The 26,385-nt window shown below is 42.5% G+C and carries 25 protein-coding genes; 12 read left to right on the top strand and 13 right to left on the bottom strand.

Features of this window, described 5'->3' with window-relative positions:
• Positions 1 to 361: 361 nt before the first annotated feature.
• On the bottom strand, positions 362 to 1,396 hold the full coding sequence (locus tag VYM24_RS13490) for a hypothetical protein (RefSeq protein WP_330940243.1): 1,035 nt from the start codon (positions 1,394 to 1,396) through the stop codon (positions 362 to 364).
• 403 nt (positions 1,397 to 1,799) lie between these two features.
• On the opposite strand from VYM24_RS13490, the gene VYM24_RS13485 reads away from it, so the two are divergent.
• Together VYM24_RS13485 and VYM24_RS13480 are read left to right on the top strand one after the other, a co-directional pair.
• Positions 1,800 to 2,942 (top strand): OmpA family protein, encoded by a 1,143-nt coding sequence (locus VYM24_RS13485; RefSeq protein WP_330940242.1) that lies wholly within the window; start codon positions 1,800 to 1,802, stop codon positions 2,940 to 2,942.
• A 120-nt stretch (positions 2,943 to 3,062) separates the two neighbouring features.
• Positions 3,063 to 4,286, top strand: coding sequence for an NAD(P)/FAD-dependent oxidoreductase (locus VYM24_RS13480; RefSeq protein ID WP_016278369.1), 1,224 nt, complete (start codon positions 3,063 to 3,065; stop codon positions 4,284 to 4,286).
• A gap of 249 nt (positions 4,287 to 4,535) precedes the next feature.
• On the opposite strand, the gene VYM24_RS13475 is transcribed toward VYM24_RS13480, so the two are convergent.
• Positions 4,536 to 4,742, bottom strand: coding sequence for a hypothetical protein (locus VYM24_RS13475; protein ID WP_007665878.1), 207 nt, complete (start codon positions 4,740 to 4,742; stop codon positions 4,536 to 4,538).
• Between the two features lie 63 nt (positions 4,743 to 4,805).
• On the bottom strand, positions 4,806 to 5,156 hold the full coding sequence (locus tag VYM24_RS13470; RefSeq protein ID WP_007665880.1) for a YtxH domain-containing protein: 351 nt from the start codon (positions 5,154 to 5,156) through the stop codon (positions 4,806 to 4,808).
• Positions 5,157 to 5,838: 682 nt separating this feature from the next.
• On the opposite strand from VYM24_RS13470, the gene VYM24_RS13465 reads away from it, so the two are divergent.
• Positions 5,839 to 6,354, top strand: coding sequence for an outer membrane protein (locus VYM24_RS13465; RefSeq protein WP_007665883.1), 516 nt, complete (start codon positions 5,839 to 5,841; stop codon positions 6,352 to 6,354).
• A gap of 238 nt (positions 6,355 to 6,592) precedes the next feature.
• Here the strand turns inward: VYM24_RS13465 and VYM24_RS13460 are convergent, their stop codons facing one another.
• Positions 6,593 to 7,516: a YihY/virulence factor BrkB family protein gene (locus VYM24_RS13460; RefSeq protein ID WP_118216013.1), complete on the bottom strand. Its 924-nt coding sequence runs from the start codon at positions 7,514 to 7,516 to the stop codon at positions 6,593 to 6,595.
• A gap of 1 nt (position 7,517) precedes the next feature.
• The gene (locus VYM24_RS13455) at positions 7,518 to 8,963 is read right to left on the bottom strand and encodes an alpha-amylase (RefSeq protein WP_138292036.1); all 1,446 of its coding nucleotides are present in this window, start codon (positions 8,961 to 8,963) and stop codon (positions 7,518 to 7,520) included.
• Positions 8,964 to 9,263: 300 nt separating this feature from the next.
• On the opposite strand from VYM24_RS13455, the gene VYM24_RS13450 reads away from it, so the two are divergent.
• Positions 9,264 to 10,337, top strand: coding sequence for a mechanosensitive ion channel family protein (locus VYM24_RS13450; RefSeq protein WP_016272765.1), 1,074 nt, complete (start codon positions 9,264 to 9,266; stop codon positions 10,335 to 10,337).
• Positions 10,338 to 10,495: 158 nt separating this feature from the next.
• On the opposite strand, the gene VYM24_RS13445 is transcribed toward VYM24_RS13450, so the two are convergent.
• On the bottom strand, positions 10,496 to 11,782 hold the full coding sequence (locus VYM24_RS13445) for a histidine-type phosphatase (RefSeq protein ID WP_306562424.1): 1,287 nt from the start codon (positions 11,780 to 11,782) through the stop codon (positions 10,496 to 10,498).
• A gap of 454 nt (positions 11,783 to 12,236) precedes the next feature.
• Between VYM24_RS13445 and VYM24_RS13440 the strand changes: the two genes are divergently transcribed.
• From VYM24_RS13440 to VYM24_RS13415, 6 genes are all read left to right on the top strand, one after another.
• Positions 12,237 to 12,494, top strand: a complete 258-nt coding sequence (locus VYM24_RS13440; protein WP_016278377.1) for a GlsB/YeaQ/YmgE family stress response membrane protein — start codon at positions 12,237 to 12,239, stop codon at positions 12,492 to 12,494.
• 29 nt (positions 12,495 to 12,523) lie between these two features.
• Positions 12,524 to 12,820, top strand: coding sequence for a YtxH domain-containing protein (locus VYM24_RS13435; RefSeq protein ID WP_120129981.1), 297 nt, complete (start codon positions 12,524 to 12,526; stop codon positions 12,818 to 12,820).
• An 83-nt stretch (positions 12,821 to 12,903) separates the two neighbouring features.
• A complete protein-coding gene (locus VYM24_RS13430; protein ID WP_016272768.1) occupies positions 12,904 to 13,176 on the top strand; it encodes a hypothetical protein in 273 nt (90 codons plus the stop codon).
• Positions 13,177 to 13,354: 178 nt separating this feature from the next.
• Complete coding sequence (locus tag VYM24_RS13425; RefSeq protein WP_044534897.1) at positions 13,355 to 14,308, top strand: manganese catalase family protein; 954 nt, start codon at positions 13,355 to 13,357, stop codon at positions 14,306 to 14,308.
• Positions 14,309 to 14,575: 267 nt separating this feature from the next.
• Complete coding sequence (locus VYM24_RS13420; protein WP_195210053.1) at positions 14,576 to 14,866, top strand: YtxH domain-containing protein; 291 nt, start codon at positions 14,576 to 14,578, stop codon at positions 14,864 to 14,866.
• A 58-nt stretch (positions 14,867 to 14,924) separates the two neighbouring features.
• Complete coding sequence (locus tag VYM24_RS13415) at positions 14,925 to 15,116, top strand: hypothetical protein (RefSeq protein ID WP_016278380.1); 192 nt, start codon at positions 14,925 to 14,927, stop codon at positions 15,114 to 15,116.
• A 184-nt stretch (positions 15,117 to 15,300) separates the two neighbouring features.
• Here VYM24_RS13415 and VYM24_RS13410 read toward each other — a convergent pair whose 3' ends face one another.
• The 7 genes from VYM24_RS13410 to VYM24_RS13380 all read right to left on the bottom strand — a co-directional run bounded on the left by VYM24_RS13410 (position 15,301) and on the right by VYM24_RS13380 (position 23,694).
• Positions 15,301 to 17,631: a DUF4906 domain-containing protein gene (locus VYM24_RS13410; protein ID WP_195209853.1), complete on the bottom strand. Its 2,331-nt coding sequence runs from the start codon at positions 17,629 to 17,631 to the stop codon at positions 15,301 to 15,303.
• Positions 17,632 to 17,642: 11 nt separating this feature from the next.
• Positions 17,643 to 18,449, bottom strand: a complete 807-nt coding sequence (locus VYM24_RS13405) for a FimB/Mfa2 family fimbrial subunit (protein WP_195209899.1) — start codon at positions 18,447 to 18,449, stop codon at positions 17,643 to 17,645.
• Between the two features lie 121 nt (positions 18,450 to 18,570).
• Positions 18,571 to 19,704: a fimbrial protein gene (locus tag VYM24_RS13400; RefSeq protein WP_330940241.1), complete on the bottom strand. Its 1,134-nt coding sequence runs from the start codon at positions 19,702 to 19,704 to the stop codon at positions 18,571 to 18,573.
• A 39-nt stretch (positions 19,705 to 19,743) separates the two neighbouring features.
• Complete coding sequence (locus VYM24_RS13395; RefSeq protein ID WP_289123844.1) at positions 19,744 to 21,261, bottom strand: DUF3868 domain-containing protein; 1,518 nt, start codon at positions 21,259 to 21,261, stop codon at positions 19,744 to 19,746.
• A gap of 75 nt (positions 21,262 to 21,336) precedes the next feature.
• Positions 21,337 to 21,912, bottom strand: coding sequence for a DUF3575 domain-containing protein (locus tag VYM24_RS13390; RefSeq protein ID WP_330940240.1), 576 nt, complete (start codon positions 21,910 to 21,912; stop codon positions 21,337 to 21,339).
• Between the two features lie 19 nt (positions 21,913 to 21,931).
• The gene (locus tag VYM24_RS13385) at positions 21,932 to 22,294 is read right to left on the bottom strand and encodes a hypothetical protein (RefSeq protein ID WP_330940239.1); all 363 of its coding nucleotides are present in this window, start codon (positions 22,292 to 22,294) and stop codon (positions 21,932 to 21,934) included.
• Positions 22,295 to 22,734: 440 nt separating this feature from the next.
• Entirely contained in the window at positions 22,735 to 23,694 is a 960-nt protein-coding gene (locus tag VYM24_RS13380; RefSeq protein ID WP_330940238.1) for a tyrosine-type recombinase/integrase, read from the bottom strand.
• Positions 23,695 to 24,074: 380 nt separating this feature from the next.
• Between VYM24_RS13380 and VYM24_RS13375 the strand changes: the two genes are divergently transcribed.
• Both VYM24_RS13375 and VYM24_RS13370 read left to right on the top strand, forming a co-directional pair.
• The gene (locus tag VYM24_RS13375; RefSeq protein ID WP_330940237.1) at positions 24,075 to 24,527 is read left to right on the top strand and encodes a hypothetical protein; all 453 of its coding nucleotides are present in this window, start codon (positions 24,075 to 24,077) and stop codon (positions 24,525 to 24,527) included.
• 291 nt (positions 24,528 to 24,818) lie between these two features.
• Complete coding sequence (locus VYM24_RS13370) at positions 24,819 to 26,342, top strand: class I SAM-dependent DNA methyltransferase (protein WP_330940236.1); 1,524 nt, start codon at positions 24,819 to 24,821, stop codon at positions 26,340 to 26,342.
• Positions 26,343 to 26,385 lie beyond the last annotated feature (43 nt).

The raw sequence follows: 26,385 nt of genomic DNA, 5'->3' as shown, positions 1-26,385 counted from the left end.
TCAAAAACGGTATTTACTCATCAAGGCGTTTCTTTAACGCAACACACCGGAAATTCCATGTACTCTCCATGAAGTACCATTGGTGCAAAATACTTCCGTGAAGTACTTAAGAAATATTACAATGTAAGCCCAAGCAAATTTAATAAATTTGCCAGAAGATTGATGGGTAATAAAAATTCCACTAACCTACCCCCAGTGTCTTGACCAGTTCATTCCTCCTTAGTTCTAATCTTTCCGGTTTTCCTGGCTGGAACGATGTGCAAGACATACCGGGATTTTTTTAAGGAGTAGTCTAGCCAAGACACATAGGGATAATTCAGATAAGACTATAAGAGATATTCTACCTAATTCTTTCCAATTATCAGATATCGACTCTTTCCTGTGTTTTTCTGCTACCATAAGCACCAGTGGCGCAACACAATACAGCCCCGAACAAAATAGCGAAGAATGAAATCAGGGCAGACCGCGCGGCTGCGTCCGTTGCTTTATCAGCAGCCACCAGCGCTTTGTGTTTGATCTCTTTCCATTCTTGTACGGCTTTCTGCAAACTTGCTTCCAAGTTGTCCATCTGTTTTCCTGCTTCTATACGTGCATTATCTATCAGATTCATATACTGTTCGACTGTCTTATCCGCTTCCGCCTTAGACATATTAGTATTGTTAGCTATAGCCTTAGCCAAATCATTCCGGTCTATATTTTGGCTAAGATTTTCCGCACGTTGTTTCAAACGTTCCAAAAAATCATTAACCGCCTCGTCCGTATCCTGAGGAGAAGCAACAATTGTCTTGACGGACTTGCTTAAGTCATCTTTTACCTCCTCCAATTGCTTTTTGAGATAGTCCGGGTGTAATTCTTTCACATCGCTCCTGACAAGTGCGGCACGTATATTCTGTGGTATGTTTTCTTCTTTCAGAGTCGCATTGAAATCAATCTTTCCAAATACTTCTTCCGCTTCTTCAGACAATGCAGAAATACCACTTCCGACAGCGTAACCTGCTCCGGACAAGACACCGCCCGTAACTGACGAAACAGCCCCAAGCGCATTTGCCGTCATTTTTACCGCACCAGCAGCCAAAAAAACACCTAATACGACGGCAACAATCAGTGTGGTAGCCCAAACTAAAAATCCATGTATCATTCCGTCCATACCGGCCAGTTTTCCAGCAACAAAACCACCTGCAGCCATGCCAGTAATCAGAATGACGGCGGAACCAATCCCTACAGCAGTACCTATGCCTGAAGCCGGATGTCCAGACAAAGGATCAAACATAAACAATCCGATACTTGAATTTAGAATAGACAACAACACGGATATTGCCAATACAGTCATGACACCGCCAAAAACACTGCCCCAGGACACTCTGCCCTTAAGCTCTGCTAAACTTAATTTTTTCATAATTGTCAGGTTTTTAATTAATACTATGATTTGTATCTCTATAAAAAAAACAGCATCAAAAGAATATTTGTTTGATGAATATTTGTCATTTCAACAGACATTTGTGTTAAAAAACTCATGTATATATAAAGTTATATTTGATGCCGTTATATATAAATCCAAGAATTTGCACCTTATATATCTATGATGTACTTTCACAGCTAATACAGGTTTCTGGCACCCTCCGACTTCTTAAATAGATGTTAAATCCATTTCTGTTTTTCGAACCATCCTTTTTAACGGGCTGTTTTTTAAACAAAGGTTATGACAAAGCAATTCATTAGATTATACATAGTCATAACTACACAACAGACAATACAACGTGTGTGACATATTTATTGTATTACTATTAATTTATTTAATTATGAAAAAATCTATCTTTGTTTTAGCACTAAGCATGAGTATTCTTACCATGCATGCGCAAAATGACCGTACGGCCCTTGAAGGCACACGCCCTGGTGATAACTGGTCTATTGAACTGAAAGCTGGTGCTGTAACCCCTTTGACTCACAGCTCCTTCTTAAAAAATGCCCGACCGGCCTTCGGATTCGGAATCGGAAAACAACTTACTCCTATATTCGGTCTAGGTATTCAAGGTATGGGATATGTAAATACCTCAGCCAGCAAAACTGCATTTGATGCTTCCGAAGTGAGCTTACTCGGTAAAGTCAACCTGATGAATCTCTTGGGAGGTTATATGGGCGAACCACGCATTTTTGAAATCGAGACTCTGACAGGTATCGGCTGGCTACATTACTATCAGAATGGCCCCGGTGATACAAATTCCTGGTCTACACGCCTTGGTCTAAACTTGAACTTCAACCTAGGTGAGGAAAAAGCATGGACACTCGGTATCAAACCAGCTATCGTATATGATATGCAAGGAGACTTCAGCAAAACTAAAAGCCGTTTCAACGCCAACAATGCCACTTTTGAACTGACTGCCGGACTGACCTACCATTTCATGTGTAGCAACGGCTCACATCATTTCACAACAGTGAAGCCTTACGACCCAGTAGAAGTAGGCGAGCTAAATGATGCAGTCAACCGTCTGCGATCACAACTGAGCGACAAGGACATGCAACTGAGCAATGCCGTACAACAGGCCAACAACTTACAAAAGGAGCTGGCAGATTGCAGAACCCAAGCTGCCAACATAGAAACCGTGGTAAAAACCAACCGCATTCCAGAATCCATCATCACCTTCAGACAAGGAAAGTCCGTGGTTGATGCTTCCCAACTGCCTAATGTGGAACGTGTAGCCATTTACATGAAAAAACATCCCGAAGCTAAAGTCGTCATCAAAGGATATGCCTCTCCCGAAGGTAACCTCGCTTTCAATGAGAAACTGGCAAAAGCACGTGCTCAAGCTGTGAAGTCCATACTTGTAAAAAAATACAAGATTAACGACACCCGCATTACCGCCGAAGGACAAGGAATCGGTGATATGTTCTCCGAACCGGACTGGAACCGTGTCAGCATTTGTACTATCGAAGAAGGCAAATAATCTACTACCGTAAACGGAAAGCAAATTTCAATAAAACGGCTTTCCCATTTCTCACTCCCCCCTTACTTTCTTCCTGTTTCTCAACAGGAAGAAAGTAAGGGGGAATTAACAAAATATATTATGGACTTACATTCAGGTTTACCCTATTGGATCGTCAGAAATTCCCTATTGGACTATTTCCACCCTTTGGAGGATGATCTGTCAACAGATATCGTCATCGTAGGTTCGGGTATAACAGGCGCTTTGATGGCACACGAATTGTGTCGTGCCGGAATAGAATGTTGCGTGATTGACAAACGCAGCATCGCAACCGGAAGCTCTGCTGCAAGTACCGCTTTACTACAATATGAAATAGACGTACCCCTCTGCCGGATGGCAAAAATCATCAGCGAAGAAAATGCAGCAACCGCCTATCATGCATGCCTGCAATCCATTTCTGATATAAAGAAAGTACTAAAGGAAACAGATGTCGATGCCGGATTTGAGCAATTGTCCAGCGTCTTTTATGCCAGCTGCTCGGCAGACAACAAACTTCTGGAACAAGAATACGAAATACGGCAAAAGCATGAATTGCCGGTCAATCTGCTCAAGAAACAAGAAATCAGAAAACGATATAAGGTGAAAGTGCCCGGCAATGCCCTGGTGAATGAAACATCCGCACAGATGGATGCCTACAGAGCTGCAACCGGACTGCTCACCTATCATATGAAGGAGAACGGTCTGAAGGTCTTTACCCATACCAACATAAAGAAGTGCACTGAAACATCTGATGGCTGTATCATGATAACAGACAAAGGAAATAAAATTAAGTGCGGATATGTAATCGTAGCCACCGGATTTGAGGCCGGACAATTCCTTCCCAAAAAAATTATGGATTTGACTTCTACTTATGCACTCATATCACATCCGGTAGCCCCCGAATATCTCTGGCCGGAACATTGCCTGATCTGGGAAACAGCCGATCCATATCTTTATATCCGTACCACCGACGGAAACCGTATTATTGTAGGTGGTGAGGATGAAAAGTTCAGCGATCCAGAACACCGTGACTCACTACTCAGAAAGAAAATCCGTATCTTGGAGAGAAAAATCAGAAAACTATTCCCCGATATCCCTTTCAAAACAGAAATGGCATGGTGCGGTACCTTCAGTAGCACCAAAGACGGGCTACCTTTCATCGGCAATTGGCCCGGCAAGGAACGAATATTTTTCGATCTGGGATATGGCGGAAACGGAATCACTTTCAGCATGATCGGAGCGCAAATAATTTGTCATAAGCTGCAAGATATTAAAGATGAACGTAGTCACGTTTTCGGCTATGATAGAATCGAAAAATATTGGTAAGACAGACAAGAAGAAAAGACCTCTCTCTCTGTGCATTCTTTTAGGTACGGATTTCACGGTTTTAATTTACCCCGCGTAATCCGTGCCTAAAATATTATCATAATGACAAGTCTCATATACTTTTGACATTACCTTTGTATACTCCTATACAAACATCCCAAAACAAAAATAAATCGGTCACTTCTATCAACCAACACATTTTTATTTTGGGATATTCCTATCTATTCAGCATAAACAGCTATGTGACCATCAATACCTTTCAAGACCGGTCCCCAGCCACTGTGCCATACGAGGCTTACCATAAAAGTAATAGAACAACAATCCTACCCAACTGGTCAAAACTACCAGGATAATGGCTATTAACCTTCTTTCCGCCGGCGCATGAATACGCCATATCTCTAGAGCAGCTTTGATAGTTAAGACCAATCCTATAATCCATATTACAAATCCAATCATAATTCTTCTTTATATAAGATATTACTACTAACAGAATGATATATAAAAAAATCAATTAAGTTTTCACTTGCTTCTTTTTTTTACATCTTCATACCCTTCCTTTATTTCTGTCTTGGCCTTTTCAGCTCCTTGTTTGACATCTTTCTTCGCACCTTTCAATGCGTCCTTTACAGCATCAGCGCCATCTTGAACTTTATCGACTGCCTTATCCACTACAACTTTTCCGGTATCCGCCACTTTTTCCTTAGCTTCATCTAACAGGTCTTCCGTCTGACCGGTTATCTTATGAAAAGCGTTAAATACTTTTTCCTTCAATTTCTTGGCTTTTGAAGTACGTGAGAAACGATAAGCCAGAGTACCGATGACCGTACCTATTCCCAGGCCGATCCATAAACTAGAATTTCTATTTTCCATAATTAAGTTGGTTTTAAACGATTAAAATAATTAAAGTTCAATTTTCTTTCTGTTATAAGTCCCGATAATAATGTACCATAAAAAATACATAAACTATTTTTTAAAGTAACACACTCAGTTCTGAAATTTACATGTAAATATATAGATAGATATATCATCCGCTTATTTCCAATATAAAGGCATATCCTGCGATCCTTTATTTTATTATCACTTTACCTACCTGCGGGAACTTGAAAAGAAATAAACGATTGCCCCGATGACAGAACTGGCTATTAGCCTGATCCGCAAATCAAAACTTAGACTTTTCATGGCTGTAGATTTTAATAATGAAACAATCCTGATATTTTATCCTTTCGTAACAATGCAGGTTCAGTCAGTTACGACAATGTAATATACCACTTGCTCCTTTCTCTACAAACTGGCAATTCAAATGTAACCAACTTTAATCCCTGCCATATACTAAAAACACAGCATTAAAAAAAATGGTTCGAGGCATAAAAACGGAATTAACATCATTTTTTGCTTTATAAAAAATTGAGAAAAGCGCTCGTATCTTAACATCAAAAATCTTTGTATATGTAACAATATATAGCAAACAAATGTAAGCAAACGTTTGTTATTTCCATTAAAAGGAGATCATTCTTCTTTTAAATAAATATTTTATTAACTAAATGCCTTAATTATGAAAAAATTATTCTTGCTGGCCATGATTGCATTGGCATCTGTGGGCATAAATGCCCAAACAGTTAAAGGTGAAGGCTCTTTGATGGGCAACATCGGTTATCAAACGAACTATGAGAGGTTCGGTTTGGGAGTACAAGGACGTTACGCGATAGCGAATAATCTCCGGATTGCTCCGGATGTAACTTTCTATTTTCCTAAAGACAAGATTACCGGATTGGATGTGAGCGTGAATTTCCATTATGTATTCAATTTCAAGAAAGACGGTCAGGGATTTTCCGTATACCCTCTTGCAGGCATCGGCATGCAAAATAATTTCTATGGGAAAAAGAGTATGGAAGTAGACGGTAAAGAAATAGAAATAGACCGAAGCAACTCCACCAAATTCGCCTTTAATCTGGGAGGGGGTATTACACTACCTATCTCCGAACGTAGTTATCTGAATGCCGAGGCTAGGTTTATGTTTGCCAAGGATGACAATGTAGCTATCATGCTGGGATATGGGTACAGATTCTAATGAACTACCCCGAAAAGTTTGACAGTAAATTGTTTACTTATTTAAGAAAGAGTCCGATATTACATTGGGCTCTTTTCCTTTTAACCCAAAAAGAAATTCTTAACTATGGTATTATTTAGATGATTACTTTTACGGGGGTATACTTTGTATGACATGATATTCTTTAAGTCGTTTATGATATCCCCCAGTACTAATATTACTATTATTGACCGGAATGCAAAACAAGGGCCTCCACTTGTCAAGGCTCACGTACTTCAACCATTTTCGTTGCTACCGCATATTCATCCGGGAAAATTTTGCTTCCCATTTCATTAGCCCATGCTTTAGTGAACTCTGCACCTGCGTAGACAATAATGGCAGAATAATAAATCCATGTAATAAAAACAACCATGAATGCCGCTGCACCATAGATAGTTCCTACATTCGCAATTCCGATGTAAAAGGATATTCCCCATTGCCCTACCAACAATAATAGCGTTGTCACTACAGCTCCAATAAAAACATCCTTACTTTTTATTTTTGCATCAGGCAGAACCTTAAAAATCAATACAAAAATAATAACTGTAACACCTATGTTTAATACTTGTCCCACAACTTTCACAATAAACCCTGCCACTTCCGGATAGCTGGCCATAAACTTATTGCTCAAGTCTCCAATAATATTGGTTATACTAAATGTTATCAGAAGCACGAAAGCAAATACTAAAATTATCGAGAATGAAAGTAACCGATTCTGAATATATTTCAGCCAACTCTTCTTTGGCACGGCCTTTATTCCCCAAATCGAATTTAAGGAACTTTGTATTTCTGCAAAAATGGTAGTAGCACCAAATATAGAAATTCCCAGGCTAACAATAGCTGCAGATGCGGAAGAGTCCGTTCTTTCTGCATTTTCTATAATTAAGCGAAGTGCCCCAATTACCTCCGCTCCCACTATCGGTTCCAACTGAATATACAACTGATTAGCCAAATCCATATGCAAAGCTACCCCAATAGTAACTAAAAGAGAAAGAAAGGGGATAATTGAAAATAGTGTCGCATAAGCTAACGATCCGCTTAATCTAGTGACACTATCATCAATAAACCCTTGTCCGGTATCCTTTACAATCTTGATTAATAAGGATAGGCTTAACTTTTTCTTTCCTATGAATTGTTCCGTCATCTCATGCTTTTTTTACCCAAACAGCAAGATTACGCGCATCCACAGAGAACTCTCCATTTCCTTCTTTATCCAAAGTTACTTCATCCGGAATACTTCCGGTAATTTCGCACCACACTTCACCTGCATGTTCTTTCCCTAAACACATCGTTTTACTTCCCGCTTCATCATTCGAGATTAAAAATACCAAGCCTGAATTAACATGTTCCCCATCTCCTGTACGAATAAAGCCTACGGTTGATGGATGGTCGAAATAATCAACTTGATCACCATACGCATACTTTTTCCTTGCATTCAATAGAATATCTATAATTTTAGTATGTGGCGATTTCTCTCCTTTCACCCCATAATAATCACCATAGAACAAACAGGGATAACCATCCTTCATCATAAAAATAAGACCATACGCCAATGGCTTGAACCAATCTTCAACCTGTGATTCCAAAGAACTTCCATGCTGCGAATCATGATTATCAACAAAAGTCACAGCAAGTTCACAATGGTGCTCCACTAAAGTATTCTTCAGAATATTCCGCAAATCATAATCTTTTCCTTCTTGTGATGCCTGAAACATATTATAATGTAACGGAACATCAAACAAGTTAACTTTATGCCCTACTGCTTCCAGATAATTATCCAATGTTTCCAAGTCACCGTTCCAATATTCTCCCACAGCATAGAAGTCATCACCTCTCTCACTTCTTACCGTATCCAGAAACTGTGCAACGAACTGATCTTTCATATGCTTAATTGCATCCAAACGCATTCCATCAAGATCAAGTTCATTTGAAACCCATTTGCCCCAACGATCCAGTTCGGCGACAACCTCAGGGTGATCCAGGTCAATATCATTACATAAAAGAAAATCGTAATTGCCATTCTCTTCATCTACACCATCACTCCAGGCTTTTCCTTCTCCTTGAATCTGAAATATACCACTTCGCTTTCGAGCATCATCAAATCCAGTCCCGGAAAAATGATAATAATGCCACTTAAAATCCGAATATTTATCTTTACGTCCATGAAAGCTATATCCGGTCCATCCTTGTATTTCATAAGGTTTCCCCAAAGCTTTATTTCTTTGATCAGGATCTACTTCCACCACCATAAACTTTTCCGTAAAATCACCACCTGCTTTATGATTCAAAACGACATCCAGATATACAGCAATCTTATTTTTGTGAAGTTCATCAATCATCTCCTTCAATTCATCTTTCGTTCCGTATTTAGTCCTCACAGTTCCTTTTTGTTCAAACTCACCCAAATCATACAAATCATAAGTAGCATATCCTTCATCCTGCTGTTCATCTGCTTTATATGCAGGTGGTATCCAGATCGCTGTCACACCTATTTCATGTAGATGCGACGCATCCTCTCTCAACTGTTTCCACAACTTTCCGTCATTCGGAAGATTCCACTCAAAATACTGCATCATTACTCCATTTTCCATAACTATTTAATTTAAAATTGATGAGTAACTTAACAAAATAAATAATAAGATGGTTCCCACTATAAATGTAAATTATAGTTTAGTAAGAAAAAAGTATAACACAACATCACATTAAGCATTATAAAAACGCCTCCAATGTTTTTAACCATCTCCAATGGAGTAATGCAAATTATCTTAATATTTCTTTTCATATACATAATTTACTTGATTATGAATAGGAATTTTTCTTTATCCGTTTGTTTTTACATAATCCAAAATCAAGGATATTCCATAAAATGTTTAATTAAAAAATTTCCAGCTATGTTAGAAAGAGAAATCTGGGGAAATACTTTAGAAGACTGGGGTATTTCCATACTTATTATTTTAGGAACAATTGTTTTGATGAAGTTAATATCATTCTTCAGCAGAAAAGTACTCAATCCATTTATCACCCGTACCAATAATCGGCTGGATGATATAATTTATTATTCTTTAGAATCACCCGTCAAGTTTGCAATTATGTTATTAGGTATTTGGATAGCTATTCACAGGCTTGTTTCTCCGGATAGTTTTGTAAAAGTAATAGATAATGCTTACAAGATACTGATTATTCTGGATATCACATGGATATTTGCCCGATTATCCAGTAGTTTATTGCAAATCTACTGGGGACGACAATCGGATGGACAAAACAACAAAATGATGCCCATTATCAGACGGACAATACTGGTCATTGTGTGGATAATCGGTCTTGTAATGGCCTTAAGTAATATTGGAGTCAATATTGGTGCATTATTAGGTACTCTGGGTATTGGAGGTATCGCATTTGCCTTAGCAGCCCAAGACACTGTAAAAAATGTGTTCGGCGCTTTCACTATATTGACAGATAAGCCTTTCAACATAGGTGATACGATTCGCGTGGATAATATCGAAGGTACTGTGATTGATGTTGGAGTTCGAAGTACAAAAATCATGGACTACAATAAACGTATCATCACTTTCCCTAATTATAAAGTTACAGATGCTTCTATCATAAATATCTCTTCCGAACCGATGCGTCGAGTCGTCTTGAAACTTGGATTGACATACAACACAACATCTGAAAAAATGAAAGAAGCTTTAAATATACTGAAAGCCATTCCTAAAAGAATAGAAAATGTATCTTCCAAACCATCAGATACCACAGCTGTTTTTACAGAATACACAGACTCTGCACTGAACATCATGTACATATATTTTATAGAAAAACAGGGAGATATTTTAATGGTAACTTCAAATGTAAATATGGAGATTCTAGACTCATTCAATAAAGCAGGCATTGATTTCGCATTCCCAACACGAACGATTTACGTTGAAAAGGATGAATTGGCTGATTTGGCAAAAGAGAAAAAATAGTACGCACACTTTATCCTCAAATCACCCCACTAATATAAATCCAATGTAACAAAAAAAATCCCGACGGTATATAATGATTTCTATACCGCCGGGATAATACAGATACTTTTTCAATTCTATCACAATCATACCACACCAATACTCAACCCATATCTACCTTATTTACAATCATCTGAAAAAGATTCAAGTACCTTTTTCGCCATTTCAACCCGTTTCTTTAAATACATGCAGACAGTTTCCCATCGATAATAAGGAAAACGGGAAGTTGAAACAGGAAGTGTCATTTCTTTTTCATTCAAAAGAAATTTCACCCATATTTCTCGAGCCTTGTCATGATAAAAAATCCACTGTACATTAGCAGCCATCGGAGCAATCTCATAATCTTTCCAATATTTAGATACAGAATCAAGAACAACAACTTTAACATCCGTTCCTTCTATACCCATTAATGCTACAAAAGGAATAACTGTCTCTGCATGAGCAAAACGAAAGTTCGCCCTGGTATCCGACTTGCCCTTTATCACTTCATCAGCTGAATGAATAAATTCTGATAGCAGAGGCCATGCAATTGCAACAGGCAACATTCGCCCAACCGGCGAAGAACTTTTACTCATATATTGTCGCAAATTCTGAGTCTGCCAGTAATTATCCCATTCACCTATTGTGAAAAGACCATCCAAATTTATCGGAGTACCTGTATCTGGTAGTATGGCAGCAATGGAGAATAAAGCCATGACAAATTCCTCTGCCTCCTTATCTGTTTCCTGCCCTGATTCCAGAAAGAAGTTTTTCATAACAGAAGCAGGAGAAATCTTTCGTCGCATAAAAGTCTCGTATATAGGACGCCAATCACCATTTTCTTTATAATCAACATAAGATTGGTTTAAATCGAAGAAACGAAGAATATCATTATATTGCTTCCCTTCATTGCGTTGTATGTGTAAAGAAGAATTAAACTCCACCATACAAGCAAGAAATGCATCCATACTATGTATGCAACGGGGAACATATGTCGCAATTGCCTGCACTTTGGCAGAATCACTGAATAACTGTGGATAGCGTTCTATCATACGTCTGGCAATACCCCGTTGTTCCTCCTCTCCCACCACTGATAACTTCCCCCATTGTCCGTCAAAAGTTTCCGATAGATTCTGTATTGTAGAAAGCAAGGTTACCCCTCCTGATGTTAGCCTATTTTCTCGCTGAGCCAATTCCAAAATCTCCTTCACTCTATTCAAAGCCTTTCCTGAAGTTGGAAAACGCGCTCCATGTCTTCCCAGATGATTAATATAAAACGGAACCATACTATCCTGAAAAAAGCCAAACGAGTCTTTCACAACAGGATACGGCATGGCTGTCCCTGCGTATTGCTTTATCCTATCCTGTCCCCATAAGATGGAAACGGGGCAAAACATAAAAATTCCAATTAACAATAATCCTTTCATATCATAAATTTTATATGTGTAGATTATAACGATGAAAGAAGGATTATGTTTACTTATAAACAACTCTGAGAGAATTCAATACCATAGTATCAAGGCATCTTCGGTTGTTATACATCTTCAGCCAACGGCCATCAGAAAGAACGACATATGGAGTTATATCATTTATTATCAAAATATTAAGCCACAACTTTTATCTATTACAAGTTTGAAATATTGACTGCATGACATAGTTACCTGGCAATAAAACACTACAGAGGATAAACATATAAACAGTACTAATATGGCCAGCCAGCCTATTATTAAAATGAAAATTGTTGTTAAATCCTTTTTTACACCCAAACCATTTTCTTACACAGCATGTTTTTTTTTCAAAACGGAACCGATGGTTTTCCGTCTAATATGATTCCTCAAGCCATCTGTTCCAACAGTATTATTTTAACTAAAACTTAATATTATGTATTTTATTTGGTACATTATCATTGGAATCGTTGCCGGACTCATAGCCGGCAAGATTATGAGAGGAGGCGGTTTCGGACTTCTCATTAACCTACTCGTAGGTATTGTAGGTGGCGTATTGGGTGGCTGGGTATTCGGCTTGTTGGGAATTACTACCACAGGCCTTCTGGGTAGCCTTTTCACCTCTGTTATCGGTGCAGTTCTATTATTGTGGATCATATCCTTCTTTCGTCATCCCAGAAGAACTGATATTTAATTTTTTATTAACCTAAACCCTTTTTAATTATGGAAACTAGTAAATCTAACTTTTTGATTGGGCTGGCAATAGGTTCGGCTATCGGAGCACTTGCTCAACGTTTTTCACGTACGGCAAAAGCCAAGATGCTAAAAAAGAAAATTCACAATGCCATGGCAAAGATTGCCGATCGTGCTGAAAGCCTTGCAGAAACCGTGAGAGACAAAGCACTGGATGCAGGGACCAAAACCGCCGATAAGGTTGCAGATGCGACCTTTGACGTTGCCGAAAAGGCTGACACCCTGAAAAGTAAAGTCCATGCAGCTGCTTTAGAAGCCAAAAAATAGGCTACTATAACAAGCAACTAAAATTACGGGATGTATTTTCAATGCTTCCCGATCCATTTCACCTGAATTAATGATTAATGAATATGAAATGGAACAATAAATGCCAATATACTCCCGCATCCCTGCGGGAAAAGAGTTATGAAGAATTGTACACGCTATGCCTGTCCGCCTATACAGAGGGCCGTACGGATGAGAGGAATAAAAGCTTGGAAGCGTATAGACTCAGGTGCAGCTGTCTGTTCGGAAACAAATGTATGGACTCTTCCCTTTCCGTGGGAGTGCGGAAAAGGATATGCGACGGAAATTGTCATTATATAAAGAAATATATGTCTGAACTGGACAAACTGGAGGAATAAAATTTATTTTCTCCGATCCTTTCTCATTTATATCTCTACCGACAACTTTACCCTCTTGACTTGATTGGACAAACCTCTTCCGGTCTGTATATACGGCCCGGCAAGGATATTCCTATCTTTAATATACAGATGTACATCTAAAATTAACCTGAATTATTAACTTAAAAATGAATCTGTTATGTTTTACCATGTAAAAGATCTTCAGTTCAATGCCCGTGTATCACAGCCGGATCCTCGTTTTGCTCGTGTGATGCTTGAGGCATTCGGAGGGGCCAACGGTGAGTTGAAATCCGCTCTACAGTATTTTGTACAGGCATTCAGTTGCCATAACCCCTACCCTGACAAATATGACATGCTCATGGATATTGCCACTGAGGAGTTCGGTCATCTTGAAATCGTAGGTGCAACCATCCAGATGCTCCTCGGACCAGTAAACGGAGAAATGAAGGATGTGTTGGAAGATACTCCTCTGCGTACCATGATGGAAGGAAAAGCAGGCAAAGAGGATCTTATCCACCAAGCCTTCACCAATCCTGCCTTTCTGGTAACAGCTCCCGGCAGTCCCGTACTGACCGATAGCAACGGGAACCCATGGTGTGCCACCTATGTATCGGCCAATGCTGACCTGACAGTGGACCTGCGTTCCAACATGGCGGGTGAAGCACGTGCCAAAATAGGTTACGAAAACCTTATCCCACTTACGGATGACCCACTTGTAAAAGAAACGCTCACGTTCCTTATGACTCGCGAAGTGACCCATTTTCAACAGTTTGAGGCCGCTCTGGAAACTATTCAGCCTAACTTTCCTCCGGGAGTATTCCAAACATCCCCCCGATACAGCAACCTTTATTTTAATGATTCCAAAGGAAAGGAAACCCGCGGACCATGGAACGAAGGCAAAAGTACGAGGCTCAAAGAAGAATGGCAATATATTGAGAATCCACTGGAGGAAGTCAGAAGTACCGACGGATTACTCCAACGTAAACCTGAAGGCACCAAACGTACGGAAAAGGAAGTACGCCAAACAGATGAAAAACTAGCCAAGGAACGGAGCAGCGAGATACTCTCCCATATCCCTAAAGGAGAAATGCGTTGGTGTGAATATGGAAATGCTAAGAACGGAAACAAATAAGACTTCCGGTTCTACTATTGTTTAACTTAAAAACTAAATTTTATGACAACAAAGAACGAAAAAAAACAGATGGAAGCAAAGGGTAGCAAAAAGTGTACCCAAAGCAAAGCTAAAGAAAGTAAGCCTGCTGCTTCAAACAAAAAATCGGAGAAGAAATAACTTGATCTTCCGACAGTATGAAGTCTAAATCTTCATCCCGGTGGAGAACTGGTTTCTCCACCGGAAATCCTAAAGCATATTGTATAACAAGCAAAAATAGAGAACTATATGAAAAAGATAATGTTTATCACACTAACAATTTTATTTGCACTGTCCGCGCCATCCTGTCGGGACAAAAAAGAACAGAACCGGACAGAACAGCAGATTGAAAATGCAAAAGAAAACGTAAATGACGCATTAGACAAGGCCTCTAACAAAATAGAGGATGGTGCCGACAAAGTCAAAGATGCCTGGAAAGAAACCAAGAAAGACGTGCAACAAGGTACGGAAAAGGTAAAAAAAGAAGTAAAAAAGGATTATAATAAAGCTAAAGATGAAGTAAAAAAGCAGCTTGATTAAGACTGTCATATAAACCTTTATATCTCGATTTACTATCTCTCATTTAATTTATACAGGTATGAATATTCTTGCTATTTGGGTCGTTGGAATAGTTCTGACTATAAGATGCGCCTGGGAAATAGGTTGCCTGAGAATACCGAAAGAAAAAAAACTTATGGCAATCCTGCTGGTAGTCCTTACAAGCTGGATAGGAGCATTCCTCTATACTTTCTTCTTTAAAGAGAAGGTAGGAGCATGGCTAGACAGGTAATGACGAAAACCAAATTGGTAAGATATTCGGGTGTTTAAAGTTCTAATAAGAAAAGGACAGTGCGTGATGCATAGTCCTTTTGAATTAGATAATTACTTATCTATAATAAGGCTATGTTTATTAAAGTATACAAAAGCCACATTCCTATCCACATCTTTATAGTCATCCGCTTGAACGTATTTACTTATAAAGATGTTTTTTTGACACAACGCACAGGAAATGCGCTCGCCCTGCCAACAAAGTTAACAGGCAATACAGCTTCATTATTTGATAGAAAAAAAGTGCTGTGAGGCAATGAATTAGCTCGTGTAGGAGCTGATGACCATGCTGAACAGAAATAACCAACATTGTATAGTTTTCCATCCAAACCATATCGATAGCCAGCAGCCGGATAGAAAGCTAATGCTCCTGAAGTTCCGGATATATAAAAACGGCGGCCGAAAACCGGAGCACTCTTAAAACCATTTTGAGGCACAACACTCCAATTCTTCTTATCCTCTGTTGGAGAGTTGTAAAAAGAGGCATCTTCTGTAGAATAATCGCTGGTGGCACTCTCTGAGATTGTAGTTGTGAAATTAGTCCAAGTATCCTGAGGGGGAACACACCAACCCAAAGGACAGGGATCATAAATTGTCTTACCTGTGAATTTAGTGTCAAATAGTAGCGTTGTTGTAGCACTATTAAAGTCACTCCCCCATAACTTATCGGAAGCCTCACATACCGATGTTGTTAATAGAGCACCATATATCCAGTTTCCAGTTCCATCCGTATATGTAACAAAGGTCAATGGATGATTGATTGTATAATTTATCATAGTTGTCATTACACTATATGATGGTATTTCATTATTCTTTACGCAATTGCCAATAATCTCGTCAGTACCAATACATGTCCCGTTTGTGTCATATATTTCTATGTTCCCAGCTTTATCCTTAAGAGGAGGAAATGGATCTTTACGACCAAATTGATAATAAAGACCAAATGTTTTCGCAACAGCATCTGCATTAGAAGCAGTATTATCCGCCGCACCTATATCACGATCCATCATAATCAAATTACGGGAAGTCAAACTATTGTAATAGAGAAAAGGATTCATTATTCTTGGATTCGTCTTATACGTTTGTGTAGGCATTTCCGCCAAATTAAAATGAGTTTTCCAGATATGCCAGCTCCACAATACGTTGCCACTTCTGTCTTTTACTGCAATCACCGCATTCCCTTCAGCTGTCGGACCGGTTTTGAAATAGACATATCCGTCTTTTAAAATCACTCCTTGAATGATTTTCCCATGGCCATTCGTTTCCCAAACGAGCTCTGTACTTGCAGGGCTGATTGCAGCATTAGCCGCCAAAGCACTTCCGGTTGGAGAAATCAGTGCTGCGGTGGCAGCTCCATTTCCTCTCACCGTAGCTTTAAACTTATACCATGTGTTTACCTTTTTAGCAAGATAACAATTTGCCGTACCTGCACTACTCAAATCTTCTGTCCCCGCAAAATCGACAACAACCCTTGTATCTGTTGCCGCAACGTCATTCAAAGTAATGTCATACCTATAATTACCATTCCGTTTGATATTAAAGTCACTCGTATTGTTCTCGCCAAGATACACGGTCCACGTCACGGTTACAGCACCCACCAATCCATGAATGACTACGTAAGTAGCTTTGGCAGGTGCATTGGCAGTCGTTTTATCCTTCTGGGCGGAAATGGATTTAGTCCCCCTACGGTTCTCAAACATATAAAAAGTCTTGTTCACCGAAGTTGCTCCGGACGTAGTGATAACACCGCTTTCTTTCCAATGTGCGGCAGTAGCAGTCTGAACGGCATCTTCCGATGCGCGGGCAATATAATAGGAAAGTGAAGGGGTATTCTTTACGGAATAATCCGTAATGGTAATCCCACTGCTTTCTTTCACCTTGATTTTCAACTCAACTCGTGCAACCATGCGGGTCAATACCAGTCGTGTTGATAAAGTCTGCGCTCCCGCCCTGATATTCACACTCTTCATGCTTCCGGTCATTAGCAAATTAGTACCTTTACCCAGGTCGTCCCAATTGGTAAGACTATATACCATACTTTTCAGATATGACTCCTTATGTATGGCATATCCCTTGAACAAGTCAGCCTTACCCGTATTAGCAACGGCATAGATGGTACATCCGGTAGCACTACGGGTATTCATGGTAACCGTAGAACTACCCGTCTGATATTTCTGACCGATCAGTTCTCCCGAACTGTTATACACCAGAATATGAAGATTACTGACCACACTCTCATTAATATCACGGGTAGCGATATTCACCAGTTCCTCACCCTGCACTTCCAGCCGGATGGTAGCAGGCTGGTCTTCCTCCACACCTATAGCCTCCATATCCTCTTCCGGTTGGCAGGAACTGCACACGGCCGCCATCGCCAGTAGCGTGCCCAGCATGAACAGCACGAAAAGCACTTTCCAGCAGAATGGAACAGGCTCTTCCTGCCTACGGTATACTCTGTATTCAAATAACCTGATCATTGTATTCTTGCTTACATTTCCACATCCTGACTGACCGTACCCCAGGGAACCACACTCGCAACGACCTGAACCTCCGCATAGCGGAAGTCAATATCTATATTGGTCTGTTTGCCCACAGGAGCATACAAAGGGCGGAATTCATTGTCTTCGGTGATAGTCAACAATTTCTCCCCTTTCCGGCAGATGTCAATTTCCAACGGCCTCCCCTCTCCGGTAGGGAAGATATGGAAAGGCGGCGCATAGACATCCCCTTTAGCGTCGGTAACGGAAGCCGGTTCATATCCGGCCCCGCTCCCGGCAGCCTCACCCGTGAAATCCATTTCCGTACTGGTGCAGTGCACTATGAAGCGGTACGCTTCACCCTTGTAAGGATAACGTTCGGAAAGATAACGCGTGCGTATGCTGAGACCCGCCACCATACGTTCCATTACAACCGTAATATCCGTTCCTTCCACACTCCGGGTCTCCGCCTCACCTATTTCCCTGCGGCAATAAAACAAGTCCGTGAGCGGAATATGCGTGCCGTGAGCATGCTGCCTAAGTTGAAGTTTTGCCTCCTTCAAGGGTGTGTCTGGCGCTATCTCCGTAGTAATCAGGGTATCTTCTTTCAGATTTCCCCAGGCTACCAGCGTGAGACGTTCGCCTTTGTCCTCTCCAAAATAAAAGTCCGAGAAGCCATCGGAGGGAATCATCCTGACGAACCCCTGCTCATTAAAGAGGTAGATATCCGATTTCTGCAAGGCCCCGCTTCCGGTGAGATCGTTCCCGTCAGCATCCACCGCGCGGACATGCAGTTCGTAACGGGCACAACCTTCCATATCCTCACGCACGCACGAGGTACAGCAGAGGAGAAAAAGAAGGAACAGAAAGACAGGGGAGATTCCGGATACTCGCATAGCTGCTACGGATTGGTTTATAATGTCAGTCTCGTATAAATTATCACTCGAAAGTTACATTTTGACTGATGGTGAGTGCCCAATCAGCAACAGTGACCGTGAGTTGCAGGGTGGCGGGGTCTATATCCGTGTTATCGTCGGGGGCGCCTTCACCCTTGATGACAGCGGTAAGCACGTAACGGGTATTAGCAGCTATACTGCCTTTGTCCGTACCCGCTCCTCCTGAAATGGTGGTGTTCGCCTGTTTCTTGTTAATAGTAATAGGATAATAACGGGCTATGGGAGCACTGGTAGAACCGCTCCCATCCGCATCAAACAATCCTTTAATGATAAGTTTAGTCGGCTTACTTGAGTCAACATTCGGAAATGTGTAGAAGTAGTACGGGGTAGTAAGCTCTGCATTGGCTGTATGGCCGGTCACCGCCTCGTACAGGTATTGGGTAACGACTGCACCCTCATGTCCCCCGTTAATGGGGGCACCGCCTGTCTTGTCCGCATTGACGGAACTGTCGACATTCTTCAGGTAAATCGCATCCACCTTGAACGTCGCGTCCTTGAACCGTCCCACCGGATCGAAAGCCGTCTTGACGCTGCTGATAGATACCCTCGCCACAAGACGGGACAGGGCTATGTTCGCCTCGGTTTCCGTTCCCGCCGTGAAATCCTTTCCGGTGGTACTTCCCAGCATCGGGAGGTTGTTGGCCTTTTGCGTATCCGTTGCCGCACCGGCTCCCGCAGCCTTGGTGGTTTCCGAAAGTAGCATCAGCTTGGCTTTGAAACCGGCAAGGTTGGTAACTCCCGCAAAAAGTCCTGTAGAGGCATTGGCCACCACGTAAATGGTCTGTCCGTTGCCGGGTTCGCAAAGCATCGTAATCTTCTTGCCGGTACCACCTGTTGCAGCCTTGATGTCATCGCCCGTGAATTCCCGCAGGGCATTGACAGGGTTGCCCGATGCTCCGGTGAATACAGCCACCGTCAGGCGGTTGATCTGGGATTCATCCGTGGTAGGCAAAGTCCCCGTAGCGCGGCTGTCAGCAGGGGTACCCACCAAGGTCAGTTCAAGTTTCGCAGTCTTTTCCTTCGGCTGAATTACATTCTCGTTTTCATCGCTGCCGCATGCGGACAGTGAAAGGGTGGCCGTTGCCAGCATCGCCCATAGGTAGTTACTCGTTTTCATATATTATACCGTTTATGGTTATTTTGTATTACCCATCTCTTAATTCTCTGCTTTTAATTTCTCCAACGCCTTAACCGCCTGTTCCACACCGGCCGCGGCGGCCATCGTAAGATATATCTCCGCCTTGTCACGGTTGCCTTCGAGCAGGCAGAGGATGCCCATATTGTTATAAGCTATCGGAAGGGTGGCGAAACGTTCCAGATACCCGCGCGCCCTAGACAGTTCCTTTTTACTCAAGGCAACCGCAGCGGCATTGATGTTGGCTTCCGGACTGTCCGGGAAAAGTCGGGCAGCAAGGTCAAGGACGTCATTGTATTCGGTGGAACCTGCCGGATAACTGCCGGCTATGGCAAAAAACTCATTCAGGCGCAGGGCGCGCTGATTTCCACTGCGCAGCAGCTGGAGGCTTTCGGCAGCATCCAGAGGCTTACGCGTGTATTCTATCCGGTAGTCCACGCGCATCACCGCCGGGAATATCTTCTCCGAGAGATACCTGTAAGGCTTGCCATCAGCAAGAGACATCAGCATACGTTCGCGACCTTTGGCGATCTCCACATTATCAATAAGGTCGAGGGTGGCATCTTTCAGCATCATATCGCTTCCCCGAACCAGGCTGGTAATCGAGTCCCAGTCTTCAGGAATCCAGTCCACTTCCAGCAGGGCTTTGCCCGACAGACGGTTTTCACGCAGGTATTCCTTCAGTTTAAGAGCACGTATCAGGGCGTTGGTCTCGTTCTTCTTCAGGTTACCCACGGGCGCGCCATAGCCCGTTACGCGGACTTTAGCCAGTTCCGTGCCCGTTTCCTGACGTACATCACGAAGAGCGTCACGAAGACGGTAGTAAATCTCGAAATTCTGCTTTTCCTCGGAGAGTTCGCCAAGTTGCTTACCATCTTCCCGGTCTTCCTCCCGTTCAAAGTACGGGATAGACCCTGTGATGCAGTGCAGCGTGTCCTTGTCCGGTGCGGGCCGGATGAAATTCACCAATGAAAGGAAACCGGCGTCGGTATCCGCATCCCACGGGGAGGTCCTCTGTTTCGGCAGGCGGAGGCCGTCCGCTATCTTATCCTCGTAAATATCCCCTTTCCGCCCGTGGCAGGCACATTCCTGAGAGCGAAGCAGGAGGACGGCCTGTTCCATCCACGGCTCGTAAGGGATAGAAACCTTATAGGTAAACGCGCGGGAGACCGCAGCGTCGTCACGGATTACAACTACCGGAATGGGCGACGTACGCGCCTTGCCGTTACGTTTGCCCGCGGACAATGCCTGTGTACGCTGATACACTTTCTGTTTCTCCGCACCGTTGATGAGGACGGAGGGAAGTTCCTGTTCGTATTCACCGCTTTTAAGCACGGGAGTCACGGTCAGGGATTCGTCAGAAGGCATTTGCAGGCTTTCGAAGTCTACGGAAAGTTCCACGTTCAGGTGTCCGTCAGCCAGCGAGAAATGCTGTCCGGTGACAAACAGTTCTCCCCGGTAGAACTCCTGCCCGGGGCAGAAGCTGCATATGGCGGACAGAAGTGCCAATGTAAGAGGAATACGGATTAAGTTTTTCATGCTCTATGTTCAATTACAAATTACTAATTATAAACCGCTTTCAATTTTCATCTTCCAGTTCTCAATTCCCAACTCTCAATTTATCAGGTATACCAGCGATACCGAGGCACGGGTCGGAGCCATGAAGTTTTTATGACCGCCACCGGTCTGCTCGCCGCAATGTAGGCAGCGGTAACGTTCATAGCTTGAGTGCAAGAATCCGACACCGAGGCTTGTCTCAATGCTCCAACGGGGTGAAAGGATGAAGTGGTAGCCGTATGATACGCCAAGCCCCAGAAAGTCACCCTCGTATCTTGAAGAGCGGATGCCCTTGAAGAGTCCAAGCGGGAGTTTCAGGCCGCCTACGTTATATACCCCGTACATCAGGTGCGCGCCGAAGAAGTGGCCGCCGAAGGGCTGGCACATCCAGTAACGAAGTTCAGGCTGTACGAACCAGTGTTTCCAGCGCTTGTCACCACCCGCCGGAAAAGGGTTGTAGTGAAAACCCGCTTCCAGCGTGAACCGCTCGGAGAGTTTGACCTCCACGGAAAGGTTGGGCGAGGAAAGCGCTCCGGTCAGCAGGTCGCTCTTCACGGCAAGGGTCTGGGAACGCAGGTCTGCAAGGCAGGACAGCAGCAGGAACAAGGGCAGTATGTAAGCGATGCTTTTCAAAGGATTCTCCGGATTACGTTTACAACTCAAACAGCTTGATTCCCTTTAGATATTCACGCGTGATATAGTTTACTATGCCGAGTTTCTGCGCGGCTTTACCGTAGCGCATGTGGAACTCTTCAGTAGTGGGATGGTTGCAGTTCAAATGCTCGCCAGTGGCTTCGAGGATGTCGAGAAGGGAGACATCGGAGGATTCACGCGCGGGACTGTACGACCGTATATTACGGGGTTCTCCCCGGTCGGACAATTTGATAAGTCCGGCTCTTAGAAGCTTCGACAGCAGGACATCCAGGTCTTGATCCGTAAGCCGGCAGGCGTCCGTACGGGCTGTGTCGCCTCCCGCATAGATGTCGTTGAGTACTGCAATGGCAGCTTGTGTCATGGGTGTTATCATGATATTTGTTGGGTTTTATCTATCATATACACCGGCATTACCTTGTAGGTAACGGATACACACAGATACGATAAGAAACAAGGCTCATAAAAGTCTTATACATACAAGAATTTATACGTACATACAGTTCATGGCGTACAATATCCTTTTCCCGTCTTCGAATTTAGGAAACGGGTAAGGGAATTTATATACGGATTTACACGGGTAGGTCGAGAAAACCCCTTTCCATCCCGTATGCTGAAAAAGAAACTTGTAGAACCTGTAGTATTTGTTTCCTAATATAAATCGTCGGTTAATTAATCCATGTAAACAGGCAAATAAAACATCTTTCTCTTGGGAGTTAGAAATATATTATCTACTTTTGCGCCATAATCACATCTCCGTTACCTACAAGGTAATTTATTCACATTACACTACATATCAACGAATTACCACTCATACACCGTATTAGATCGCCCCTTAAATATGTAATTCATTATAACCTTATTCGCCCGATCCATCCGGCTATTTCCGAACCCTTTCATATATCCTTCAGTGGTGGTTACGGAAGCGTGTCCCAACCCTTCGGAAATGACCTCGATGGGAATGTGGCAATACCTGCCTACCGTAGCCCATGTATGCCGTGCACTGTACGAACTCACCTTACACTGTACCTTTTTCCACAGGGCAAGCGCACGCAGTCTGCTGTTAAGCAGGCGCAATATCCGTTGGTAATCCCTGTAAGCGGCCATCCCCTCCAGGTTCCCGTCCAGGAAACAAAGCAGGTAGGGCGAAGTGTCGTCCCGGTTCCGGTAGCGTTCCAGCAATTGCATGGCACGGCCGTCCACACGGGCGGATAGCGGCATACCCGTCTTCCGGCGGCGCAAGGTCAGATAGCCATCCTTCAGATCGGACTTCCGCAAGTGGGCAAGATCCACAAAGGGCATGCCGTGGAAACGGAACATCAGTTCCAGGCACGCGCGTGCCCATGCCATGCCGGGGGAAGTGATGTCAGGATCCCTTTCCACCAGTAACTTCTGCATATCGTCCCGTTCCAGCACACGCCGGTGGTCCGCCTTGCGCCCGGTGAACACGTCACGGAACTGGTGGGGGATGAAAGCCGCCAGTTTACGGGCTACCACCCGGTTATAAACTGCCTGGAGCATACGCATATAGGTGGAGACGGTATTCCACGCCAGCCCCTTCCCGCCCTTATGGAGCAGGTAACCCTCATACGCCTTCAGCCACAAGGGCGTGATGCCGGACACGGGCAGCCCCTCGCCACCGAAAGCCATCACCGACCGCAGCACGCTGCCGCATACATGAGCGGTGCCGTACTGCCCGTTCATTTCAAGTTCAGTGACCACCGAACTCATAAATTTGTTTAAATAGACTGTTTTCATATTCATTCATTTTTTCGCACGTTGTCGCACGCGCATATACTACGTCACAAACAGGAGTCAAAGACAAATGTTTCGTTACAATACTATCTTTAACCACTGCATTCCTATTTTGCCTGAGATGTTAATTTGACAGATATTTGCACCAAAGGTCAGAGGCGGGTGCTTTGACCCGTAGAGGAACCATCCGTTCCTCTACGGGCAAGGCACCCTTCCTCGTAGAGAAACGACCCGCAGGTCGTAGAGCAACATCGACATATCGTAATCATGGGATTTTCCATCGTTTGCCGGAGTAACACATCTGCCTTCTTCCACTGCTCCGAGGGACGATCCCCGCCACAGGGACACAAACGTATGGAAATATTTTTCACTTCAAAACAATATACAAAATGATTACAGTTACCATTCAGATGAAGCCCTATCTCGCGGCTTACCTGCAAAGCGCATACGCGCACTGCACAGTGGAAGGTGCCATCCGTTTCACCAAAAATCAGAACCTTTACAGTTGCCTGCTACAGCTCACCACTCCCCGCCCAAAGGGTGTGTCGTGGCGGGACCGGGGGAATGTCACCCTCTCTCTGCCCTGCCCCAGCGTGGGGAAAGACCCAAGGACTTATAATTATCTGGGAGAGGAGGCCGTGAAGATTCTGGAACAGGAAATCAACTATGAAATGAGAATGGATTATTACCGCTTCCTGCGCAGGAACAAGTTTAAAAACGGGATGATGTTCACAAGGGGCACAGAGCTGTATCTGGAAGAGCACGGGATGACGGAACTTATACCGGAAGAAACGCTGCTGAAAAGCTATTTCCAATGGGTGAAGAAGGTGGAAAGAAAATAGAGCAGCAAGCCTTTGTTGTATAATACAGAATATGACAGATGCGAACATATTAAAAACATCTCCGAAAAGAAAAAATTCATTGCTGTGTTAGATCATAGGTTAAAGAAAAAAGGAGGAGAACAGAGTATTACATAGTGAGGATGCAATAAGATAAACTATATCTATTGAAAACAGATAAATTCTTTTTCTTCCTTCATATAGTAAATTCTTTTTCTTAACTTTGTAGCATTATGTACACAAGTAAGTTGTACAGAATAAATCTATCATAATAAAAAAGGAAACACATTAATTATGGCTAAAACTAATACAGCAGAAATAGGATTTGAGAAAGATATTTGGAAAGCGGCTGATTTATTAAGAGGTAATATGGATGCTTCAGAATATAAATCTGTAGTCTTAGGGCTTATCTTCCTCAAATATATATCTGATAGATTTGAAGCAAAATATCAAGCGCTCATTGATGAGGGAGATGGTTTTGAAGAAGATAAAGATGAATACACTTCAGAAAATATATTCTTTGTACCCCAAGAGGCACGTTGGTCTATGATTGCAAAAGCGGCTCATGCACCTGAGATTGGCACTGTAATTGATAATGCAATGCGATTAATTGAAAAAGAAAACACTCGCCTAAAAGGCATTCTTCCTAAAAATTTCGCACGGCCAGAGTTAGACAAACGTCGTTTAGGAGACGTCGTTGATTTATTCACCAACATTCAAATGAGGGAACATGGAGACACAAAGGACATACTCGGACGCGCTTATGAATACTGTCTTTCTAAATTTGCCGAAGCAGAAGGAAAACTTGCAGGTGAGTTTTACACGCCAGCTTGCATTGTTCGCACTTTGGTAGAAGTTCTTCAACCTTATAGTGGACGTGTTTATGACCCTGCCTGTGGTTCTGGTGGCATGTTCGTTCAATCAGCAAAGTTTATTGAACGCCATCAAGGTAACATCAACAATATTTCTGTATTTGGTCAAGACAGCAATCCTACTACATGGAAAATGGCTCAGATGAATTTAGCCATCCGCGGTATAGAAGCAGACCTTGGCAAATTTAATGCCGATACTTTCTTTGATGACCAACACCCAACTCTAAAAGCTGATTATATTTTAGCAAATCCACCATTCAACTTAAGCGATTGGGGAGTAGATAAACTACAAGACGATGTACGTTGGAAATTTGGCATTCCGCCAGCAGGTAATGCTAACTTTGCATGGCTACAACACATGATACATCATCTCTCTCCCAAAGGACGTATAGGTATGGTGCTTGCTAATGGTTCTCTGTCTTCACAGAGTGGAGGTGAAGGAAAAATTCGTGAGAATATTATAAAAGCCGATCTCGTAGAGGGCATTGTCGCATTACCTTCACAGCTTTTTTATACGACAGGAATTCCTGTTTCTTTATGGTTCTTAAATAGGGCTAAGAAACAAACAGGAAAAATCCTATTTGTAGATGCCCGTAACATGGGAACAATGGTTACGCGCAAACTTCGCGAACTTTCTGATTCAGAAGAAGGAGAAAAAGGAGATATTCAAAAAATAGCCGATACATTTCATGCCTTTAATGAGGGAACATTAGATAATGAGAAGGGGTTTTGTGCCATTGCCACACTTGAAGATGTAGTAAAACAGGATTATATCCTTACTCCGGGACGATATGTCGGAATTGCAGAAGTAGAAGATGACGGTGAACCTTTCCAAGAAAAAATGGAGCGGCTCACCTCTGAGTTATCTGACTTGTTTGCCCAATCTCATGACTTGGAAGAAGAAATTCGAAAACAATTAGGCAGTATAGGATTTACAATTAAATAAATAGTACTATATTTCTTCAATTATTTAATCTAATAATTGAAGA

Origin of the sequence: Bacteroides sp. MSB163 (assembly GCF_036416795.1) — a bacterium.
GTDB lineage: Bacteria > Bacteroidota > Bacteroidia > Bacteroidales > Bacteroidaceae > Bacteroides > Bacteroides maternus.
The sequence above is the reverse complement of the archived record's forward strand: the minus strand, read 5'-3'. Positions and strand labels throughout refer to the sequence as shown.

Coding starts and splice junctions, on each gene's coding strand:
- VYM24_RS13490 (WP_330940243.1), bottom strand. CDS start 1,396: ATGAAAAAATTAAGTTTAGCAGAGCTTAAGGGCAGAGTGTCCTGGGGC.
- VYM24_RS13370 (WP_330940236.1), top strand. CDS start 24,819: ATGGCTAAAACTAATACAGCAGAAATAGGATTTGAGAAAGATATTTGG.
- VYM24_RS13395 (WP_289123844.1), bottom strand. CDS start 21,261: ATGAAAAACTTAATCCGTATTCCTCTTACATTGGCACTTCTGTCCGCC.
- VYM24_RS13485 (WP_330940242.1), top strand. CDS start 1,800: ATGAAAAAATCTATCTTTGTTTTAGCACTAAGCATGAGTATTCTTACC.
- VYM24_RS13375 (WP_330940237.1), top strand. CDS start 24,075: ATGATTACAGTTACCATTCAGATGAAGCCCTATCTCGCGGCTTACCTG.
- VYM24_RS13420 (WP_195210053.1), top strand. CDS start 14,576: ATGAAAAAGATAATGTTTATCACACTAACAATTTTATTTGCACTGTCC.
- VYM24_RS13450 (WP_016272765.1), top strand. CDS start 9,264: ATGTTAGAAAGAGAAATCTGGGGAAATACTTTAGAAGACTGGGGTATT.
- VYM24_RS13380 (WP_330940238.1), bottom strand. CDS start 23,694: ATGAATATGAAAACAGTCTATTTAAACAAATTTATGAGTTCGGTGGTC.
- VYM24_RS13470 (WP_007665880.1), bottom strand. CDS start 5,156: ATGGAAAATAGAAATTCTAGTTTATGGATCGGCCTGGGAATAGGTACG.
- VYM24_RS13460 (WP_118216013.1), bottom strand. CDS start 7,516: ATGACGGAACAATTCATAGGAAAGAAAAAGTTAAGCCTATCCTTATTA.
- VYM24_RS13400 (WP_330940241.1), bottom strand. CDS start 19,704: ATGAAAACGAGTAACTACCTATGGGCGATGCTGGCAACGGCCACCCTT.
- VYM24_RS13455 (WP_138292036.1), bottom strand. CDS start 8,963: ATGGAAAATGGAGTAATGATGCAGTATTTTGAGTGGAATCTTCCGAAT.
- VYM24_RS13465 (WP_007665883.1), top strand. CDS start 5,839: ATGAAAAAATTATTCTTGCTGGCCATGATTGCATTGGCATCTGTGGGC.
- VYM24_RS13410 (WP_195209853.1), bottom strand. CDS start 17,631: ATGATCAGGTTATTTGAATACAGAGTATACCGTAGGCAGGAAGAGCCT.
- VYM24_RS13445 (WP_306562424.1), bottom strand. CDS start 11,782: ATGAAAGGATTATTGTTAATTGGAATTTTTATGTTTTGCCCCGTTTCC.
- VYM24_RS13480 (WP_016278369.1), top strand. CDS start 3,063: ATGGACTTACATTCAGGTTTACCCTATTGGATCGTCAGAAATTCCCTA.
- VYM24_RS13475 (WP_007665878.1), bottom strand. CDS start 4,742: ATGATTGGATTTGTAATATGGATTATAGGATTGGTCTTAACTATCAAA.
- VYM24_RS13425 (WP_044534897.1), top strand. CDS start 13,355: ATGTTTTACCATGTAAAAGATCTTCAGTTCAATGCCCGTGTATCACAG.
- VYM24_RS13415 (WP_016278380.1), top strand. CDS start 14,925: ATGAATATTCTTGCTATTTGGGTCGTTGGAATAGTTCTGACTATAAGA.
- VYM24_RS13435 (WP_120129981.1), top strand. CDS start 12,524: ATGGAAACTAGTAAATCTAACTTTTTGATTGGGCTGGCAATAGGTTCG.
- VYM24_RS13440 (WP_016278377.1), top strand. CDS start 12,237: ATGTATTTTATTTGGTACATTATCATTGGAATCGTTGCCGGACTCATA.
- VYM24_RS13430 (WP_016272768.1), top strand. CDS start 12,904: ATGAAATGGAACAATAAATGCCAATATACTCCCGCATCCCTGCGGGAA.
- VYM24_RS13405 (WP_195209899.1), bottom strand. CDS start 18,449: ATGGAAGGTTGTGCCCGTTACGAACTGCATGTCCGCGCGGTGGATGCT.
- VYM24_RS13385 (WP_330940239.1), bottom strand. CDS start 22,294: ATGACACAAGCTGCCATTGCAGTACTCAACGACATCTATGCGGGAGGC.